Below are 17,582 nucleotides of genomic sequence, written 5' to 3'. Positions count from 1 at the left end.
CGCGCCGCGGGCGGACGTGCAAGCGTGTTGCGTGCAAGCGTCTTTCCCCTCCTATGCTAGCATAGCCGCGCATTGAACCGAGGTAGAGCCATGACCGACAACGCCCGGGCGCCCAGCCTGACACCGGACATTCTGATCTTCGGCGGCGGCATCGCCGGCCTGTGGCTGATGCACAGCCTGCGGGCCCGCGGCTTCCAGTGCCTGCTGCTGGAAACCGGCACCCTGGGCGGCGCCCAGACCCTGGCCAGCCAGGGCATTATCCACGGCGGCCTGAAATACGCTCTGGGCGGCGGCCTGTCCAGCGAGTCCGAGGCGATCGCCGGCATGCCGGACCGCTGGCGTGCCGCCATCGACGGCCGCGACAACGTCGACCTGAGCGGCCTGCGGGTGCTCTCCGATACCCAGAACCTGTGGTCCACCGGCTCCGTGGCCAGCCGCATGACCAGTTTCTTCGCCAGCAAGATGCTGCGCGGGCGGATCGAAAAACTGAGCCGTGACCAGTTCCCCTCGGCCCTGGCCAACCCACGCTTCAAGGGCCGGGTTTACCGGCTCGACGATCTGGTGGTGGACACGGAAAGCCTGCTGCGGGTGCTGGTGGCGCCGGTGCGCGACCGGCTGCTGTGCTTCGAACCGGGCCAGGACCAGCTGGAATGGAGCGATGACGGCCTGCGCGCGGTATCCATCAACGGCGTGCGCATCGAGCCGCGCCTCACCGTGCTGGCCGCCGGCGAGGGCAACGCCGCCCTGCTCGCCGACGCCCAGAAAAGCCGGCTGTTTCCCCGCGAAGCGGCTCAGAGCCGGCCCTTGAAAATGGTACTGGTCAAGCACCGGCTGGGGCACCGGCTCTATGCGCACTGCGTGGGCGCCAGCAACAAGCCGCGTCTCACCGTCACCACCCACGAGCTGCCGGACGGTGACCTGGTCTGGTACCTGGGCGGCGAACTGGCGGAAAAAGGCGTGGAGCGCAGCGACCAACAGCAGATCGCCGCCGCCCGCGCCGAGCTGGACGCCCTGTTCCCATGGCTGGATTTCAGCGACGCCCGTTTCGCCACTCTCGATGTGGCCCGCGCCGAGCCGCGCCAGCATGGCCTGGCCAAGCCGGACAACGCCTACGCCCGCCGGGACCGCGATCTGATCATCACCTGGCCCACCAAGCTGACCCTGGCCCCGGACCTGGGCGACCGGGTCGACGCCCTGGTGGCCGAGCACGGCCTGACCCCCGGCGCGCCCCTGGGCGAGTTGCCCGAGGCTCTGCCCCGGGCCCCGGTGGGCCAGCCCCAGTGGTACCGCTGCTTCGGAGAGCACGGATGAGTTTCCTGCGCGCGCTCGGCGACACCGGCCTGACGGTGAGCGCCCTGGGCCTGGGCACGGTGAAGATCGGCCGCGACCAGGGCGTCAAATACCCCACCGCCTTCTCCATCCCGGACGACGACGCGGTGCGCCACCTGCTGGCCCGTGCCCGGGACCTGGGCATCAATCTGATCGATACCGCCCCGGCCTACGGCCGCAGCGAGGAGCGGCTCGGCGAGCTGCTTACCGACCGCCACCACTGGGTGATCGTCTCCAAGGTGGGGGAGGAATTCGACAATGGCCAAAGCCACTTCGACTTCAGCCCGGAGCATACCCGCGCCTCGGTGGAACGCAGCCTGCGCCGGCTGGCCACCGATTATCTGGATTGCGTGCTGGTGCACTCCGACGGCAACGATCTGGAGGTGCTGCGCCAGGGCACCCTGGAAGTGCTCGACGATCTGAAACGGGAAGGGAAAATCCGCGCCACTGGCGTTTCCACCAAGACCGTGGAAGGCGGCCTGGAAACCCTGCGCCGCGCCGATCTGGCCATGGTCACCTACAACCTGGCCGAGCGCGACGAAAAGCCGGTGATCGACTACGCCGCTGAACACGGCAAGGGCATTCTGATCAAGAAGGCCTTCGCCAGCGGCCACCTGGCCGCCGACCACCCGGACCCGGTACAGGCCAGCCTGGACCTGGTGCTGGGCACGCCGGGCGTGGGCGCGGTGATCGCCGGCACCGTGAATCCGGCGCACCTGGAAGAGAACGTCGCCAAGGCCCGACGTGCCTGCGGGGAAGCATAGCCGCGCTTTGGCAGGAAATTTCGCTCCAGCCGGGGCGCGGCTCAGGGCGCGACGCCCTTCCGGGACCCTTTTTGGCAGGGATGCCAAAAACGGGAGCGCCCAGGAATGGCTTGAGCGATCCCGGAAGGCACCCACACAGATCCGCGTCCCGGATAGAGACCTCCCGCATCGATTTCCCGCCAAAGCTCGATCAACAAAAAAAGCCCCGCCGAAGCGGGGCCGAGACTCGTCAAACATCACCGTTGCCGGCGTCCCGAGCCTGACGAGGACACAAGGATCGAGCTCTCCCGATCAAGCGCCTGGGCGCTATCTCACAAATCCTCCGGCCGGCCCTGGTCGGGCTGGCTGTAGTCGCACACGCCGTCGGGGAAGATGGCGTTGAGGCGGTTCACCTGGTCGGAAGTGGGCTGCCAGGTGCCGTAGGTGCCGTCCTCCAGGGCCACCGACATGGGCTTCAGCGCGCACTTGAACACATCGCCCTGAATCGGCGCGCCGGCGACGATCCGCGAGGTGGAATGGACCGGGAAGTGCGCGGTGCAGGCTCCGTCGTCCTGCTCATCCAGAATGCCGTTCCAGACATCGTCGCCCCGGGCGATCAGGTTGCCGTCGGTGTCGAAGCAGGTATCCACCGCCAGCTCCGGTTTGTTGCCGGCCACGCCGGCTTCCGGGTTGGCGCGCAGATTGGCCATCCAGTCGTCGATCACCTCCAGAGCCAGGGGAACCGCGCTGTAGTTTTCCTCGGGCCGCGCGTCGGTGAACCAGATCACCTGATTGTCCGCATCACCGTCATGGTCCCGCATGCGCTGGCGCACCACGAAGGACTGATGCACGTTGTGCATGTCCAGCTCGTGTTCCAGGTAGGGACGGTAATCGATGATCGGAATGCCTTCCGCCTCGCCGTGGAACACCATCCCGGACTGGTAGGCGCCGTTCATGGCTTCCAGGTCACCCTCGGTGCGCGGCGCCGGCGACGACGGGTCGCTGCCCAGGGTCATGTTGCGGCTGCTCCAGGGGTCAAAGATGGACGGATCGTTCATCACATCCTGCTCGCTGCCCAGGAACGGGAAGCCTTCCTGCACCATGTCCTTCTGGTCCTTCCAACCCCCCACCCGGGCATTCAGGTCGAGGAATTCCTCCGGGGTAATGCGGTGCGCGTTCAATGATTCCAGGCCGTACTGCACGCCCACGTTGTCGAACAGGGTGTGCGGATAGCCGTCGCCATCGACGCCGTAGATGTTGCGCAGGTCGTCGTAGTGGCTCCAGTTCACCGTGGCCATCAGACCCGGCGGCTGCATCTGATCCTGGTTGTCGGCCTGGCCGTAGTAGGGATTCATGGTCAGGGGCGTGAGGCCGCGCCAGGATTCCACGCACTCGGTGGAACCCGGCGCGCCGCCATAACCGAGCTGCTGCTTGGCGGCGTAGAGCGGATCTTCCACGTCGTCCTCCGCGTTGAGGCCCACCAGCCAGGTACGGTTCTTGGTGGTCGCCCACTTGGGGTTGTCCTTGTCGGTGGCGTCCATGTAGTACTCAAGCAACTCGCAGTCACCGATGTGGATGGTCTGGGTGACCATGTCCGGGTAGCTTTGCACCGGAATCGCCGCGTCGATCAAACCCGGGTGATTCTGCGCGTACACGTATTGCTGAATGGCACCGCCGGAGGCGCCCAGCCCCACCGTGTACAGTGGCTCGCCGTATTCCTCCAGGAACCGCTCCTTGACCATCAGCGCGGTCTCGCCCCCCACTTGCATATTGTAGTGCTCGCTCATGCGGGTGCCGGTGGAGTAAATGATGGCGTAGCCCTGGCCGAGCACATCCGGCTGCAGCGCACGGCGTTTGTAATCCATGCTGCCCTGCGTGTGACCAATGCCCACGCCACCCTGGAAGCGGAACATCAGGCGCCCGTTCCACAGGCCGGTGTCCAGGGAACCGGCTTCCTCGCCGGCCTCGGCGAGCATGGCGATGGAATAGATAAAGCGGTTGATGGTGCCGCGTTCCCAGCGCACCACGAAATCCACCTCGCGGCCGTCCGACAGGATGGTGGTGGCCATGTCCGCCGGGCGGGAACCGCCATCCGGCAGCGGTTGATACTGGCCGCCGGTGGTGCGGTACCAGTATTCGGTGTAGGGCTCGATGCCGCAGTCGCGGCTCAGCCCGATCTGCTGATTCTGGTCGTCATAGACCGGAAAGCCCTCGTTGCCATCGGTGTCCACCAGCGGCTGCTTGCCCAGCTCGGATACCGTGGTGCACACAAAGGGGTACTGATGCGGGCCGGAAAACATCGGTCCCTCCACCGGATAGTTGGTGAGGGTGAGGCGGGCCAGGGTACCGTGATCCGGGTGCCAGACCGTGAGTTCGTTGTCGCCCTGTTCAAGGCCACGGACCATCCCCTCGACGCCTTCGCCGCTGGCCTGGAATCCTTCGGTGTCCAGATCCTCGCCGTTGAGGCGCAGGTGCGCCCCGGCCAGCAGGTCGGCATCACCGCGCACCGCCACCCGGGCATCACCGCCACTAACCCATTGTGGCTCGCTGGACACCACCCGCAGGCTGGCGGACGGCGCCGCCTCGGAAGAACTGGAACTGGAATCGCCGCCGCAGGCGGCAAGCAGACTGGCGACCGCCAACGCGAGCGCGCCGCCCGTTACGCGTACTGACATGATGCTCTCCTCGATATTGTTGTTATCCAGGCCATGACCCGGTGGCTTCAAGGTAGGAGCGACGGCGGCGGCATAACAGATACAGTTTTCCGTAAATGGCTGACACAGTGGCGGGACTGTTGCAGTGGAATCCTGGCAACTGTATCTGGTTCACCCAGCGGTTGAGTGGCCCAATAATCAGCACACAACAACAAATAAATTTCGGGAGACCCAACCATGCCCTTGCTCCGATTCCCCGGCGCGGCCCTGGCCACCGGCGCCGCCTGCGTATTCATCCTGCTGTCCGGCTGCGGCGGCTCAAGCTCCTCCGGCGGGGCGGAACCCGCCCCCGGGGTGGACCTCTCCGGCCTGGATCTGAACACCGCCGAATACTGCGATCTGACCGTTACCGACCGTTGCCTGTACCCGTTCCCCAACGACTTCTTTACCCGCGCCGACAGCACCACGCCCACCGGCCGACGGGTGAATTTCCAGCCCCAGGCAATGCCGGTGGCCCAGCCCGTGTCCATTGCCGCCAACCCCTACGCGCCCACCGGCGTGGAGACCACCGAGGCCACGCCCATCGACCCCACCGAGTGGAACCGTAACGACGGCTTTTCGCCGGGGGCCATGATTCAGACGCGGGTGGCGGATGTGGACCTGGCCGCCAGCGGCGCGGTGGGCATCGGGGATCTGTCCGAGGCCAGGAATCCGGACGCGCCGATCCTGGTGCTGGACGCTGAAACCGGCGAGCGGCAACTGATCTGGGCGGAACTGGACGCCAATGCCAGCAGCGACGAGGGTCGGGCACTGATCATCCGCCCGGCGAAAAACCTGATCGAAGGACGCACCTATCTGGTGGTACTGCGCAATCTGGTGGACAGCCAGGGCCAGGCCATCGCGGCGACGCCCCTGTTCAGGGCTTACCGGGACGGGTTGGATACCGGCCAGCCGGTGCTGGAGGCCCGGCGGGACGCCATGAACACCCTGTTCACCACCCTGGAAAGCCATGGCATCGAGCGGGACGGGCTGGTGCAGGCCTGGTCCTTTACCGTGGCCAGCCAGAAGAGCCTCACCGAACGGCTGCTGCACATCCGCGACCAGGCCTTCGCCAGCCTGGGCGGCGGCGCGCCGTCGTTCACCGTGGACGAGGTGGGCGAGAGCATCCAGGGCAGCCCGCGCTCCGGTTTGAGCAGGGGCATCAGCGGAACCTTCCAGGTGCCCAACTTCCTGAACCAGGCCGGCGGCGTGCCCGGCTCCCGTTTCCACTATGACGACAACACCGACCCGGATGCCCTGCCCACCCGGTTCAACGGCGACGATACCGTCACCGCGCGCTTCCGCTGCCAGGTACCGGACACCGCGGTGGCCGACTTCGACGATCCCAACAGCCCGGTGACGCCGGCGCGGGCGGCGCTCTATGGCCATGGTCTGTTCGGCGAAGGGCCCGGCGGTGAGTTCCGCTCCGGCAACGTGCGCGCCATGCAGACCGAGCACAACATTCTGTTCTGCGCCACCGACTGGATCGGCATGGCCCAGGAGGATTTCCTGGCCGGGGTGATCCACCGCCTTCTGGCGGACCTGTCGCAGCTGCCCAACCAGCTTGACCGCAGTCAGCAGGGCCTGCTCAACGCCATGTTCCTGGCCGAACTGCTGCGGCACCCGGACGGCTTTGCCTCTCATCCGGCCTTCCACCATGGACCAGACGATACCCTGATCTACGACCCCACCGAGGTGTTCTACGATGGCAATAGCCAGGGCGGCATCCTGGGTGGCGCGCTGGTGGCCACCGCGCCCAATATCCAGCGCGGCGTACTGGGCGTGCCGGGCAGCAATTACAGCCTGCTGCTACGCCGCTATGGCCCCTTCGCGGAACGTTTCGGGGTGATTCTCTATCAGGCCTATCCCAATGAACTGGACCGCAGCCTTACGTTGGGCCTGATGCAAATGCTCTGGGACCGGGCCGAGAACAACGGCTATCTGAGCCACCTGGCCGGTCGCTACCTGCCCGGCACCCCCACCGGCAAGCGGGTGCTGCTGCATCCGGCCCTGGGCGATCACCTGGTCACGGAATGGAGCGCGGAAATCATGGCCCGCACCATCGGCGCCGCCATGCACGAGCCCACCGCCCGCCTCGGCGAGCATCCGGACGCCAACCCCTATGTGGACATCGACCGCATCGAGCAATACCCCTACCACGGCCATGCCCTGATGGTCTGGGACAGCGGCGACCATGACCCGCTCAGCGGCCACGGCACGCCCTTCGCGCCGCTCACCAACACCGGTCCGGTAGCCGGCGAGGACCCCCACGAATCGCCGCGCAACACGGTCAGCGCCCGGCTGCAAAAGTCGGAATTCCTGAAATCGTTCGGCGCGGTGGTGGATGTGTGCGGGAACACGCCCTGCTACAGCGACGACTACACCGGCCTCAGCCGCGACTAGCGCCGCTTGTTCTCCGCCGCCAGCTCGGCGGCGGTTTCCCCCAGCCAGCACAAGGCCCGGCGCACCTGAGCGGTGACCGGGCTGCCGGCGTTGAGGCGCAGATAATCGGCGTGCTTGCCATCCAGGGAAAAGACGCCGCCGGGGAACACATGGATGCCACGGGCGGCGGCGCGCTGGAACAGGGCCCGGGTGTCCACCCGGCCGGGCAGGCGCACCCACAGCACGCAGCCACCGGTGGGTCGGGTCAGCCGGGTGCCGGGCGGGAAACAGCGGCGCACCTCCCGGGCCATGGCGTCCACCTGTTGTTGCAGATGGCCGCGCAGTTCGCGCAGATGCTGAGCGTAGAAGCCGCTTTCCAGTAGCCGCCCCATGACGATCTGCGAGATCGAGGTGGACGTAATGGTGCTCAGTTGCTTGAGTTCCCGGAAGCGCTTCTGGAACCGGCCCGCCGCCGCCCAGCCGATGCGCAGGCCCGGCATCAGACTCTTGGAAAAGCTGCTGCAATAGAGCACCAGCCCGCTGCGATCGAACGCCTTGGCCGGCGGCGCCTGCTCCCGGTAAACGGTATCGCCCCAAACGTCGTTCTCGATCAGCGGCACCTGGTAGCGTTCGGAGAGCGCCACCAGGGCCGCCTTGCGTTCCAGGCTCATGGTGAAGCCGAGTGGATTCTGGGCATTGGTGGACACCAGGCAGGCGGCCACGCCACCGCGCCGGAACACCTGTTCCAGGGCACTGAGGCTGATGCCCTGGCGTGGATGAGTGGGCACCTCCACCACCTTGCGCTGGTGGGTTTCCAGCAGCAGCAGGGCGCCGTAGTAGGTGGGCGATTCCACCACCACGGTATCACCCGGCCGGCTGACGCTGCGCAACGCCAGGGACAGCGCCTCCATGGCGCCGCTGGTGACGATGATGTCCTCGGCGGTGACCGGCACCTCGTAGGACAGGCTGCGGCGCGCCAGATGGTGGGTAAACAGGGGACAGCCGTTGGGGTGCATGTAGTCCCAGGCGTCCAGAGCATGGTGGCGGGTGACATCACGGATGGTGGCCATCACCCGGTCCACCGGCAGCACCTCAGGGCCCGGCAGGGCGATGCCCAGCCGTACCATGGCCGGGTCCGCGTGCAGCTCCATGTAATGCAGCACCTGCTCGCTGAGCGACACTTCCACCGGCAGCAGCGGGTAGCGGGAACCGTCCGGTTCCGGGATGTCGAGGACATCGGAGCTGCGCACATAAACGCCGGATTGGGGGCGGATATCCAGGTAGCCCTCCGCCTCGAGCTGGCGGTAGCTCTGCATCACGGTATTGACGCTGACCTTGAACAGGGCGCTCATGCGCCGCACCGAAGGCAGTTTCTGCCCCACGGCGAAGGACCCGGCACCAATCTGCTCAAGCAGACGGCGGCTGATACGTTCGTAGAGGAACCGGTCGTCGATCACCGGCGACACCTGTTGTTGTTATCGGAATGACATCATTCTGCCCTACCCAGCCCGGTTTGTAACCGCGCCCGGGGCCTTTGTATTTCGGCGACCGCCCCTATATTGCATACTGTGCGCCCTCGGTGGATCGCGGCTGAAGCCGCGATCCACCGCCCCCGACGCAGGCGAGGCAATGATCGACTGGACCGACATCGACACCGTGCTGCTGGACATGGACGGCACCCTGCTGGACCTGGCCTTCGACAACTGGTTCTGGCAGTGCCACGTGCCCGAGCAGTACGCACTCAGCCGCGGCCTGGACTACCCGGAGGCGGAGCGCATCCTGCACGACTGGATCGCCAGCCATCTGGGCACCCTTAACTGGTACTGTCTGGATTTCTGGACCCGCGAGCTGAACCTGAACATCGCCGACCTGAAACGCGCGGCGGCCCACCGCATCAGCGTGCGCCCCGGCGCCGAAGCGTTCCTGGCGGCCCTGGCGGACAGCCCGCGACGCGTGATCATGGTCACCAACGCCCACCGCCAGGCCCTGGAGCTGAAGCTGGCGCGCACCGGTATCGACCGCTATTTCGATGCGCTGGTGTCCAGCCACGATTACGGGCACCCCAAGGAAGCCCAGGATTTCTGGCACCGGCTGCGCGACGCCCACCCGTTCGACCCGGAACGGGCCCTGCTGGTGGACGATTCCCTGCCGGTGCTGCACTCCGGGCGACTGTACGGCCTGGGCCATCTGGCCAGCATCCGGCAGCCGGACTCCAGCCTGCCGGCGCGGGCCGACACCGACCCGTTCCCGGCCATCGACGACTTCCTGCGGGTGCTGCCATGAGCGACGGCACCCGCGTCGATTCCTGGCTGTGGGCGGCCCGCTTCTTCAAGACCCGGGGGCAGGCCAAGCAGGCCATCGAGGGCGGCAAGGTGCAAGTGGATGGCGCCAAGGCCAAGCCCAGCAAGGCAGTGCAGCCGGGCAGCGTGCTTACCATCCGCAAGGGCGACATCCAATGGACGGTGGTGGTGGAGGGCCTGAGCAACAAGCGCGGCCCGGCCAGCGCCGCCCAGCAATTGTACCGGGAGACCGAGGACAGCATCGCCCTGCGCGAGCAGGGCGCCGAGCGCCGCCGCCTCGCGCGCCTGGCCGCCCCGATCCCCGACCACAAACCAAGCAAGAAGGAGCGCCGCGACCTGGCGCGCTTCCGACGTGACCATGAAGGTGAACTGTGACCGACAACCCGGCAGCCGACCAAAAGCAACGCTTCCTGTTTCCCGATTCCGATATCCGTGGCGAGCTGGTGCGCCTGGAGCGCAGCCTGGCCGAGGTGCTCGGCGCCCATGACTATCCCATGGTCGTACAGGGGCTGGTGGGCGAGGCGGTGGCCGCCGTGGCGCTGCTCACCGGCACCCTCAAGTTCGAGGGCCGGCTGAGCCTGCAGGCCCAGGGCCGTGGCCCGGTGTCCCTGCTGCTCGCCGAGTGCACCCATGACGGCCAGCTACGCGCCCTGGCCCGCCACGACGAGCGGGCCGCCGACTGCCCGGCCACGGTCACCGATCTGATCGGCGACGGCACCATGGTGATCACCATCACCCCGGCCCGGGGCCGCCAGTACCAGGGCATCGTGCCCCTGGAGGGCGACACCCTGGCACGCTGCCTGGAAGGTTACTTCCAGCAGTCCGAACAATTGCCCACGCGACTGTGGCTGGCCGCCGGCAATGGCCGGGCGGCGGGCATGCTTCTGCAGCGCCTGCCGGACCGCGCCGCCGGCAATGAGCACAACGCCGAACACTGGCGGCACCTGGAGACCCTGGCGGATACCCTGACCATGGAGGAGCTGCTGGACCTGGATACCGAGACGGTATTGCGCCGGCTGTTCCATGAAACCCCACCCCGGCTGCCCACGCCACAGGGGCTGCGTTTCGGCTGCACCTGCTCCCGGGAACGCACCCGCGACGCCCTGCTGTCGCTGGGCGCCGCCGAGCTTCGCCAGCTTCTCGAGGAAGATGGCGAAGCCACCCTGACCTGCGATTTCTGCCTTTCCCGGGAGCACTTCGACGCCGTGGATCTGGCCGAACTGGTCCGCGAAGCGGAAACCCGATAACCCCGGCGGCACGGGCCCGGGGCGGCGTCGCCAGCGGGCCGCTTTTCTGTCATAATCGCGCGCCTGTCAGCGTAGCCAGGCGGAAAGCCCAGGAAGAACCATGACCAATCCTATGACCTATAACGATCTCAGCCCGGCACAGCTCGTTGAGCTGGCCATTCAGCGCAACGAGGGTCGCCTCTCCGATAGCGGCGCCCTGGTGGTGGAAACCGGCCACCGTACCGGCCGTTCCCCCATGGACCGCTTCATCGTCGATGAGCCCAGCACCAGTGAGCACATTCACTGGGGCCCCATCAACCGCCCGTTCGAGGCGGACAAGTTCGACGCGCTGTGGGATCGGGTCGCGGCCTTCGCCGCCGAGGACGACACCTTCGTCTCCCACCTGCATGTGGGCGCCGACGCCGACCATTACCTGCCGGTCAAGGTCACCGCCCAGACCGCCTGGCACAATCTGTTCGCCAACACCCTGTTCATCCGCCCGGACAAGTACAACCCGCGCGCCAAGGAAGAATGGCAGATCCTGCACGCGGTGAACTTTCAGTGCGACCCGGAGCGCGACGGCACCAACTCCGACGGCTGCGTGATCTTCAACTTCGCCCAGCGCAAGATCCTGATCGCCGGCATGCGCTACGCCGGGGAGATGAAGAAGGCCATGTTCTCGGCGCAGAATTTCCTGCTGCCGGAAAAAGACGTGCTGCCAATGCACTGCTCCGCCAACGTCGGCGAGAACGGCGACGTGGCCCTGTTCTTCGGCCTGTCCGGTACCGGCAAGACCACCCTGTCCGCCGACCCGGCCCGTTACCTGATCGGTGACGACGAGCACGGCTGGGGCAAGGACGTGGTGTTCAACATCGAAGGCGGCTGCTACGCCAAGTGCATCGACCTGAGCCAGAAGAACGAGCCGATCATCTGGGACGCGATCCGCTTCGGCGCGGTGCTGGAAAACGTGATCCTCAACGAGGAAACCCGGGTGCCGGACTACAACGATGTGTCGTTGACCGAGAACACCCGCGCCGCCTATCCGCTGGAAAACGTGGAAAAGCGCGTGATCGAGAACCACGCCGGCGAACCCAAGCACGTGATCTTCCTGACCTGTGACCTGACCGGAGTGCTGCCGCCGGTATCACGGCTCACCCACGAAGGCGCCGCCTACCACTTCCTGAGCGGCTACACCGCCCTGGTGGGTTCCACCGAGGTGGGCGCCGGCAAGGGCATCAAGAGCACCTTCTCCACCTGCTTCGGCGCCCCCTTCTTCCCGCGCCGCGCCGGCGAATACGCCGAGCTGCTGATCAAGCGGGTCAAGGAATTCGGCTCCAAGGTCTACCTGGTCAACACCGGCTGGACCGGCGGCCCCTACGGTGAAGGCGAGCGTTTCAGCATCCCCACCACCCGCGGCGTGATCGATGCCATCCTCAGCGGTGAGCTGGACGAGGCGGAAACCGAGCACCTGGACATCATCAACCTGGACGTGCCCAAAAGCGTGCCCGGCGTGGACGACAAACTGCTCCAGCCCAAGGCCACCTGGGCCAACCCGGAGAACTACGAGGCCAGTGCCCGCGATCTGGCCCGCCAGTTCGAGGCCAACTTCGCCGAGAAGTACGCGGACGTCTCCGACGAGATCCATAACGCCGGGCCGAAGGCCTGAGCCGCCGGCTCCGCCGCTGAAAAAGCCCGCCAACCGGCGGGCTTTTTCGTTCATGGCCCTTTGACCCATGGGTCAAAAGTCGAAAAACAGTCCCAACGGACAATTTCACGCCTTTCCCCCACGGCGTTAGACTGGCCGCCGTGACGCAAGGAGTCCATTGATGAGCAAACCCAAGATTGTCGTGGTCGGCGGCGGCGCCGGCGGCCTGCCACTGGTCACTCAGCTGGGCCGCAAGCTCGGCAAGTACGGCCGTGCCGACATCACCCTCGTGGACACCAGCAGCATCCATGTCTGGAAGCCGCGTTTTCACGAGGTGGCCACCGGCGCCATCGACGCGGACCTGGACGCGGTGGACTACCGCGCCCACGCACGCCTCAATCACTACCGCTTCGAGCCGGGTACCCTGACCCGGGTGGACAAGGAACGGCGCACCCTGGTGCTGGCGCCGATCACCGACGCCGACGGCGAGCAGGTGCTGCCCGAGCGGGAACTGGATTACGACTACCTGGTGATCGCCGTGGGTAGCCAGAGCAACGATTTCGGCACCCCCGGCGTGCGCGAACACTGCCTGTTCATGGACACCCGCGCCCAGGCGGAACGCTTCCGCGAACGCTTCATGAACACCTGCCTGCAGGCCAACTACCGCAACGACCCGGTGTCCGTGGCGATCGTCGGTGGCGGCGCCACCGGCGTCGAACTGGCGGCGGAAATTCACCACGCGGTGGCGATGCTCAAGCTCTACGGCCACGAGCACCTGGATCGCAAGCAGCTCAACGTGACCCTGGTGGAAGCCATGCCACGCATTCTTCCGGCGCTGTCCGAGCGAGTCTCCGCCGCCGCGCAAACCCGCCTGGAAGCCCTGGGCGTGACCGTGCGCACCAGCGTCATGGTGGCCGAAGCCAACGAGCACGCCCTGATCACCAAGGATGGCGAAACCCTGGCGGCGGACCTGATGGTCTGGGCGGCCGGCGTCAAGGCACCGGAATTTCTTGGCAAGCTGGACGGTTTCCAGGTCAACAAGATCAATCAGATCGAAGTGGAACCCACACTGCAGGCCAAGGGCAACGAGCGGGTGTTCGTGATCGGCGACTGCGCCTTCCTGAAACCGGAAGGCGCCGAGAAGCCGATTCCACCCCGGGCCCAGTCCGCCCAGCAAATGGCTCATCACACCGCCAAGAACCTGCAGCGCGTGCTGATGAACCGGGACGCCAAGCCGTTCGAATACCGCGACCACGGCTCCCTGGTGTCACTGTCCAATTACAGCTCCGTGGGCATGCTGATGGGCAACCTGAAAGGAGGCAACTTCTTCGTCGAGGGCTGGCTGGCGCGCATCATGTACGTGGGCCTGTACCGCATGCACCAGGCGGCGCTGTACGGCTGGCCGCGCACCCTGCTGCTGCTGGCCGCCGGCCGCTTCAGCAAACTGGTGCGCCCACGCCTGAAACTGCACTGACCGCCCCCGCGACGGACCGGCCAACGGAGAGCGGCGATGAAAGCAGCGGTGCGTGACTGGGTTGGTGTATTTCGCCAGGCGTTGCGCTTCTGGATGGACGCCAACGCCATCAGCCACGCCGGCGCGCTGGCGTTCTTCACTCTGTTTTCCATCGCCCCGGTGGTGATCCTGGCGGTACAGGTGATCAGCCTGGTGATGAGCACCGACGCCGCCATGGCCCAGATCATGACGCAACTGAACGACACCGTTGGCCCGGAAGCGGCCCAGACCGTACGCGAGGCGGTGGAACGCAGCCGCCTGGACAGCAGCGGCATCGTGCCAACCCTGGTCGGTCTTGGCGCCATGCTGGTGGGCGCCACCACGGTGTTCGGCCAGATGCAGCGCTCGCTCAACACCATCTGGGACCTGGCGCCGCGGCCATCGCGCAACACCATCCTGGCGCTGCTCAAGAGCCGCTTGATGTCACTCACGGTGGTGCTGTCCATCGGCTTCGTGTTGCTGGTATCGCTGTTTCTCAGCGTGCTGGTGCAAAGCGTGATGGTGTTCGCCCGGGACTGGCTGCCGATCCCCGCCGGCCTGGCGGTGGGCCTGGAAAGCCTGGTCTCCGTGGCGGTGATCACCCTGTTGTTCGCCACCATCTTCAAGGTACTGCCGGACGCGGTGCTGCGCTGGCGAGACGTGCGCCTGGGCGCCTTGATCACCGCCTTGCTGTTCATCCTGGGGCGCTTCCTGATCGCCTTTTATCTGTCACACACCGCCACCGCTTCCACCTACGGCGCCGCTGGTTCCCTGGTGCTGCTGTTGCTGTGGGTCTACTACTCGTCGCTGATCCTGTTGTTCGGCGCCGCCATCACCCGCGCCCACACCGAGGCCCGGGGCGTATCGGTACGCCCCAGCGCCAGCGCGGTACGCGTTTACCGCCACTTCACCGAGACCCCGTCCGACGACGGGCCGGCGAAACCGCCGGCCTGAGGCGCGAGGCGCCTGTCACTACTTTCTTGGCGCTTTTGACAATGCCGGACCGTGTCGCCAATCCGCTACAGTAGGTATTCGATAACAACGGAGAAAAGCGCCATGGGCGATCAAGGACTGGCCGGCAAGGCCATCGTGATTACCGGAGCGGGCTCGGGCATCGGCCGGGTCACCGCCGAACGGCTGGCCGCCGAGGGTGCCCGCCTGATGCTCGGCGACATCGACGCCGACGCCGCCGAAGCCACCGCCCGGGCGATCCGCGCCGGTGGCGGCGAAGCCCGCGCCCAGCGGGTGGACGTGACCCGGGACAATCAGGTGGCGGCTCTCGTGAACGCCACCGTGGACGCCTACGGCGGCCTGGACGGCGCCTTCAACAACGCCGGCATCGAGGAAGAAAACCACAAGGTGGCGGAGGTGGACGAGGCCCTGTTCGACCGGATCATGGCCATTAACGTCAAGGGCGTGTGGCTGTGCATGAAGCACCAGACCGCCGCCATGGCCGCCGACGGCGGCGGCAGTATCGTCAACACCGCCTCCGTGGCCGGGCTGGTGGGCGCACCACGCAAGGCCGCCTACGCCGGCAGCAAACACGCCGTGGTGGGCATGACCAAGAGCGTGGCCGCCGAGTACGCCCGCCAGGGTATCCGCGTGAACACCGTCTGCCCGGGCATCATTCGCACCGCCATGATGGAGCGCGCCATCGAGCAGGCGGCCCGGGCCGGCTACGCCAGCGAGGAAAAACAGCGCCAGTTCCACGCCGCCATGCATCCCCTCGGGCGGGTCGGCGAAGCCGGCGAAGTGGCCGAGGCGGTGCGCTGGCTGCTGTCCGGCGCTTCGTCCTTCGTCACCGGCCATCAACTGGCGGTGGACGGCGGCCTGACCGCGCTTTGATCCAACCTACCTTTATTTTTTCGGGAGAAACCGGATGCTGAAACTGCACGGCTTCGACGCCAGCAACTATGTGAACATGGTGAAATTCGTCCTGCTGGAAAAGGGCGTGCCCTTTGAGCAGGTCACCCTCTACCCCACCCAGGACGATGCCGTGCTGGCCGTCAGCCCCATGGGCAAGGTGCCAGTGCTGGAAACCGACCAGGGTCACCTGTGCGAAACCAGTGTGATCCTGGAATACCTGGACGATACCACCGACGGCCCGGCCTTCTATCCGGCGGACCCGGTCCAGCGCGCCCGGGTCAAGGAGCTGGCCAAGCTGGTGGAACTGTACATCGAGTTACCCGCCCGCCGCTGCTATCCGGAAGTGTTCTTCGGCGGCCAGGTCAGCGACGAAACCAAGGAACAGACCCGCGAGGCCCTGCTCAAGGGCATTCGCGCCCTGAACCGGGTGGCGGACTTCTCACCCTACCTGGCCGGTGACCTGCTCAGCGCCGCCGACGCTCTGTTCCTGTACAGCGCCGACCTGGCCCAGGCGGTGGCCGGCAAGCTGTTCGGCCTGGACCTGCTTGCCGAAGCGCCAGGCAGCGCCGACCTGCTCCAGCGCCTCAACCAGCGCGACAGCGCCAAGCAGGTGGCCGCCGAACGCGACGCCGCCATGGCGAAGTTCCTCAAATACGCTCGCGGCGGCAAATAAACCACCGCCTTCACGGCGCCTCGGCGACATGGCATGCTCAATGGCCGTCTCCCCCAGCACCGGAGCCCGCCATGCCGCCCCGTCTTTCTCACTCCGCCCTGGTCCTGTTCGCCGCCCTGATGGCCGGCTGCGCCGGAGCCGACGCCCCGTTGACGCCCCAGGAACGCACCGACCTCACCGCGACGCCGGTGGTGGAAGGGCTGGCCCATCCCTGGTCGCTGGCGTTTCTGTCCGACAGCGAATGGCTGATCAGCGAACGCGGCGGTACCCTGCGCCGGGTGGTCCAGGGTGAATTGCGGGACAAGCCCGTCACCGGTGTGCCGGCGGTGGTGGCCAAGGGCCAGGGCGGCCTGTTCGACGTGCTGCCCCATCCGGATTTCCAGAACAATCGGCTGGTTTACCTGAGCTACGCCAAGGCCTGCGGCGACGGCGGCGCCACCACCGCGGTGGGCCGGGGCGTGTACCACGACGGTGAACTGGTCGACTTCGAGAATCTGTTCGTGGCGGAAAGCGCCTGCACCGACACCGCCAAGCACTTTGGCGGGCGCATGGTCATCGACGACGACGGCTACCTGTTTCTCACCATCGGCGACCGGGGCCAGCGCGAGCGCGCCCAGGACAACAGCGAGCATGGCGGCAGCGTGCTGCGGTTGCACGACGACGGCCGGGTACCCGAGGACAATCCGCTGGTCGGCGACGCCAACGCCCGGCCGGAAATCTGGAGCTGGGGCCACCGCAACCCCCAGGGCCTGGCGCTGCACCCGGACACCGGCGAGCCCTGGCTCAATGAGCATGGCCCCCGTGGCGGCGACGAGATCAACCGGGTGGAAGCCGGCGTCAACTACGGCTGGCCGGTGATTACCTACGGCAAGGAATACTATGGCCCCACTATCGGTGAGGAAAAGAAGGAAGGCTACGCCCAGCCTCTGCACTACTGGGTGCCCTCCATCGCTCCCTCGGGCCTGGCCTTCGTCACCAGCGAGCGCTACCCGGACTGGCGCGGCGACGTGCTGTCCGGCGCGCTCAAACTCACCCACCTGAACCGGGTGCGCTTCAATGGCACCGAGGCGGTGGCGGAACTGCGCTACCTGAACAAACGGGGCGAACGCATCCGCGATGTCCGCCAGGGCCCGGACGGGCACCTCTACCTGCTAACCGACAGTCCGGACGGCGCCCTGCTGCGCCTGAATCCGCCGCTGGACGGCTAGCCCAAATAGTCCGGGCCATGTGACC

The 17,582-nt window shown here is 66.6% G+C and carries 14 protein-coding genes; 12 read left to right on the top strand and 2 right to left on the bottom strand.

The annotated features are described in order from the left end of the window. Nucleotides 1-90 precede the first annotated feature (90 nt). Together ACLD02_RS03595 and ACLD02_RS03590 are read left to right on the top strand one after the other, a co-directional pair. On the top strand, nt 91-1,311 hold the full coding sequence (locus ACLD02_RS03595; RefSeq protein WP_410297958.1) for an FAD-dependent oxidoreductase: 1,221 nt from the start codon (nt 91-93) through the stop codon (nt 1,309-1,311). Further along, nucleotides 1,308-2,093, top strand: a complete 786-nt coding sequence (locus tag ACLD02_RS03590; protein WP_203103372.1) for an aldo/keto reductase — start codon at nt 1,308-1,310, stop codon at nt 2,091-2,093. The genes ACLD02_RS03595 and ACLD02_RS03590 overlap by 4 nt, the downstream gene beginning before the upstream one ends. A gap of 311 nt (nt 2,094-2,404) precedes the next feature. Here ACLD02_RS03590 and ACLD02_RS03585 read toward each other — a convergent pair whose 3' ends face one another. Next, complete coding sequence (locus ACLD02_RS03585) at nt 2,405-4,747, bottom strand: DUF6351 family protein (protein WP_410297957.1); 2,343 nt, start codon at nt 4,745-4,747, stop codon at nt 2,405-2,407. A gap of 216 nt (nt 4,748-4,963) precedes the next feature. Here ACLD02_RS03585 and ACLD02_RS03580 point away from each other — a divergent pair, with 216 nt between their 5' ends. Then, a complete protein-coding gene (locus tag ACLD02_RS03580; RefSeq protein WP_203103376.1) occupies nt 4,964-7,168 on the top strand; it encodes a hypothetical protein in 2,205 nt (734 codons plus the stop codon). Here the strand turns inward: ACLD02_RS03580 and ACLD02_RS03575 are convergent. Beyond that, complete coding sequence (locus tag ACLD02_RS03575) at nt 7,165-8,604, bottom strand: aminotransferase class I/II-fold pyridoxal phosphate-dependent enzyme (protein WP_203103378.1); 1,440 nt, start codon at nt 8,602-8,604, stop codon at nt 7,165-7,167. The two genes, ACLD02_RS03580 and ACLD02_RS03575, sit on opposite strands and share 4 nt — an antisense overlap. A 172-nt stretch (nt 8,605-8,776) precedes the next feature. Between ACLD02_RS03575 and yrfG the strand changes: the two genes are divergently transcribed. From yrfG to ACLD02_RS03530, 9 genes are all read left to right on the top strand, one after another. After that, on the top strand, nt 8,777-9,430 hold the full coding sequence (yrfG, locus tag ACLD02_RS03570; RefSeq protein ID WP_410297956.1) for a GMP/IMP nucleotidase: 654 nt from the start codon (nt 8,777-8,779) through the stop codon (nt 9,428-9,430). Continuing rightward, nucleotides 9,427-9,822, top strand: a complete 396-nt coding sequence (locus ACLD02_RS03565) for an RNA-binding S4 domain-containing protein (protein ID WP_203103382.1) — start codon at nt 9,427-9,429, stop codon at nt 9,820-9,822. The genes yrfG and ACLD02_RS03565 overlap by 4 nt, the downstream gene beginning before the upstream one ends. Further along, nucleotides 9,819-10,694, top strand: coding sequence for an Hsp33 family molecular chaperone HslO (hslO, locus tag ACLD02_RS03560; RefSeq protein WP_410297955.1), 876 nt, complete (start codon nt 9,819-9,821; stop codon nt 10,692-10,694). The genes ACLD02_RS03565 and hslO overlap by 4 nt, the downstream gene beginning before the upstream one ends. Nucleotides 10,695-10,794: 100 nt before the next feature. After that, complete coding sequence (locus ACLD02_RS03555; RefSeq protein WP_203103386.1) at nt 10,795-12,339, top strand: phosphoenolpyruvate carboxykinase; 1,545 nt, start codon at nt 10,795-10,797, stop codon at nt 12,337-12,339. 160 nt (nt 12,340-12,499) lie between these two features. Further along, nucleotides 12,500-13,792, top strand: a complete 1,293-nt coding sequence (locus ACLD02_RS03550) for an NAD(P)/FAD-dependent oxidoreductase (protein WP_203103388.1) — start codon at nt 12,500-12,502, stop codon at nt 13,790-13,792. Between the two features lie 36 nt (nt 13,793-13,828). Continuing rightward, entirely contained in the window at nt 13,829-14,764 is a 936-nt protein-coding gene (locus tag ACLD02_RS03545; protein ID WP_410297954.1) for a YihY/virulence factor BrkB family protein, read from the top strand. A 102-nt stretch (nt 14,765-14,866) separates the two neighbouring features. Continuing rightward, nucleotides 14,867-15,655: a glucose 1-dehydrogenase gene (locus ACLD02_RS03540; protein ID WP_410297953.1), complete on the top strand. Its 789-nt coding sequence runs from the start codon at nt 14,867-14,869 to the stop codon at nt 15,653-15,655. A 34-nt stretch (nt 15,656-15,689) separates the two neighbouring features. Continuing rightward, nucleotides 15,690-16,349, top strand: coding sequence for a glutathione S-transferase family protein (locus ACLD02_RS03535; protein WP_410297952.1), 660 nt, complete (start codon nt 15,690-15,692; stop codon nt 16,347-16,349). Between the two features lie 71 nt (nt 16,350-16,420). Further along, nucleotides 16,421-17,557, top strand: a complete 1,137-nt coding sequence (locus ACLD02_RS03530; RefSeq protein WP_410297951.1) for a PQQ-dependent sugar dehydrogenase — start codon at nt 16,421-16,423, stop codon at nt 17,555-17,557. Nucleotides 17,558-17,582 lie beyond the last annotated feature (25 nt).

Origin of the sequence: Alloalcanivorax sp. C16-2 (assembly GCF_046507615.1) — a bacterium.
Classification (GTDB): Bacteria; Pseudomonadota; Gammaproteobacteria; order Pseudomonadales; family Alcanivoracaceae; genus Alloalcanivorax; species Alloalcanivorax marinus_A.
This window is presented reverse-complemented; position numbering and strand designations above follow the sequence as displayed.

Excerpts from the sequence above, each read along its gene's own strand:
- ACLD02_RS03595 (WP_410297958.1), top strand. The coding sequence starts at position 91 with ATGACCGACAACGCCCGGGCGCCCAGCCTGACACCGGACATTCTGATC.
- ACLD02_RS03590 (WP_203103372.1), top strand. The coding sequence starts at position 1,308 with ATGAGTTTCCTGCGCGCGCTCGGCGACACCGGCCTGACGGTGAGCGCC.
- ACLD02_RS03585 (WP_410297957.1), bottom strand. The coding sequence starts at position 4,747 with ATGTCAGTACGCGTAACGGGCGGCGCGCTCGCGTTGGCGGTCGCCAGT.
- ACLD02_RS03580 (WP_203103376.1), top strand. The coding sequence starts at position 4,964 with ATGCCCTTGCTCCGATTCCCCGGCGCGGCCCTGGCCACCGGCGCCGCC.
- yrfG (WP_410297956.1), top strand. The coding sequence starts at position 8,777 with ATGATCGACTGGACCGACATCGACACCGTGCTGCTGGACATGGACGGC.
- ACLD02_RS03565 (WP_203103382.1), top strand. The coding sequence starts at position 9,427 with ATGAGCGACGGCACCCGCGTCGATTCCTGGCTGTGGGCGGCCCGCTTC.
- ACLD02_RS03555 (WP_203103386.1), top strand. The coding sequence starts at position 10,795 with ATGACCAATCCTATGACCTATAACGATCTCAGCCCGGCACAGCTCGTT.
- ACLD02_RS03550 (WP_203103388.1), top strand. The coding sequence starts at position 12,500 with ATGAGCAAACCCAAGATTGTCGTGGTCGGCGGCGGCGCCGGCGGCCTG.
- ACLD02_RS03545 (WP_410297954.1), top strand. The coding sequence starts at position 13,829 with ATGAAAGCAGCGGTGCGTGACTGGGTTGGTGTATTTCGCCAGGCGTTG.
- ACLD02_RS03540 (WP_410297953.1), top strand. The coding sequence starts at position 14,867 with ATGGGCGATCAAGGACTGGCCGGCAAGGCCATCGTGATTACCGGAGCG.
- ACLD02_RS03535 (WP_410297952.1), top strand. The coding sequence starts at position 15,690 with ATGCTGAAACTGCACGGCTTCGACGCCAGCAACTATGTGAACATGGTG.
- ACLD02_RS03530 (WP_410297951.1), top strand. The coding sequence starts at position 16,421 with ATGCCGCCCCGTCTTTCTCACTCCGCCCTGGTCCTGTTCGCCGCCCTG.